The 1,519-nt window shown below is 63.5% G+C and carries 2 protein-coding genes; both read left to right on the plus strand.

The window, feature by feature from the left end:
* A partial coding sequence (locus OP495_RS18860; RefSeq protein ID WP_280571100.1) for a transketolase C-terminal domain-containing protein occupies window positions 1–694 on the plus strand: 694 nt, incomplete at its 5' end.
* A 138-nt stretch (window positions 695–832) separates the two neighbouring features.
* Window positions 833–1,519, plus strand: a 687-nt coding sequence (locus OP495_RS18865; RefSeq protein ID WP_280571102.1) for an aldehyde dehydrogenase family protein, incomplete at its 3' end; no start/stop codon positions are given.

Here is a 1,519-nt window from a genome sequence, read left to right on the forward strand (position 1 = left end):
CCTCACCTTCATGGAGTACATGCACAACGCCGTGCGCATGGCCGCCATCGCGCGGCGCCAGGTGATCTTCGTCTACACCCACGACTCCATCGGCCTGGGCGAAGATGGCCCTACGCACCAGCCCATCGAACAGCTCAATGCGCTACGCATCACACCCAACCTGGCAACGTGGCGCCCCTGCGACGCCACCGAAACCAGCGTGGCCTGGCTGGCGGCGCTCAAGCGCCAGGACGGCCCCACGGCCCTGGTCTTCTCGCGCCAGGGCCTCCCCGGGCAAGCACGCGATGTCGCGCAGCTCGCCGCTATCGAACGTGGCGGCTATGTGCTCAAGGATTGCGACGCCACGCCCGAGCTGATCCTCATCGCCACCGGTTCGGAAGTAGGCCTGGCCATGGACGCCGCCACCCAGCTCAACGATCAGGGGCGGCAGGTCCGCGTCGTCTCGATGCCCTGCGCCAGCGCCTTCGATGCCCAAGACGCCGATTACCAGGAGACGGTGTTACCGCCTGCGGTGACACGTCGCCTCGCCATCGAAGCCTCGCATCCCGACTATTGGCGCAAGTACGTCGGCCCTCGCGGCAGCGTGATCGGCATGACCGGCTACGGGGAATCGGGCAAGGCCGAGGACCTTTTCCGCCACTTCGGATTCACCGTCGAGAACGTGATCGACACGGCCCGCACCTTGCTCGACTGAGGCGTCTGGCGACATGGCCGCCAGGATCATGTCGCCCCCTTGATTCTCTCCTTCAGCATCGCCAAGACAAATGGTGAGGCAATCAGGAAGACTGCCTCGGGAAGATTCGTCATCGACGATCTCGTTAAGGAGGATGATATGAGCCGCCAGACCCTCACCGCCGTCAATCCCGCCAACGATCAAGTCCTCGGCGAGCACGACATGCTCGACGATGCCCAGTTGGCTGAAAAGCTCGACCAAGCCCGTGCGGGCTATGCCGAATTCCGTCACCTGCCGTTGGCCGACCGTCGCCAACGGCTCACCACACTGGCCGATTTGATCGATCAGCATCAGCGCGAAATGGCCGAGATCATCGCCCATGAAATGGGCAAACCCTTCCACCAGGGGATTGCCGAGACGCAAATTTCCTCGGCCATCGTGCGTTTCTACGCCGACAATCTGGAATCCCTGCTCAAGCCCCAGCCACGCCAGGTAGAAGGCGCGCAGAAGGCCGAGATCGTCCACGATCCGATGGGCGCCGTGCTCGGCGTGATGCCGTGGAACTATCCTCTTTATCAGGTGGTGCGTTTCGCCGCGCCCAATCTGGCGGGCGGTAACGTCTGCCTGCTCAAGCACGCCTCCAACGTGCCGGGTTGTGCCAAGTACATCACCAAGCTGTTTCATGATGCTGGCTTCAAGGAAGGCACCTTCACCTGGCTGCCGATCGGTTCCGACAAGGTCGAAGGCATCGTTCACGACCCGCTCGTCTGCGGCGTCACGCTGACCGGCAGCGAGGAAGCCGGCCGCGCCGTGGCCAAGATCGCCGGCGACGCCATCAAGCCCAGC

The organism is Chromohalobacter sp. 296-RDG (assembly GCF_029889885.1).
GTDB lineage: Bacteria > Pseudomonadota > Gammaproteobacteria > Pseudomonadales > Halomonadaceae > Chromohalobacter.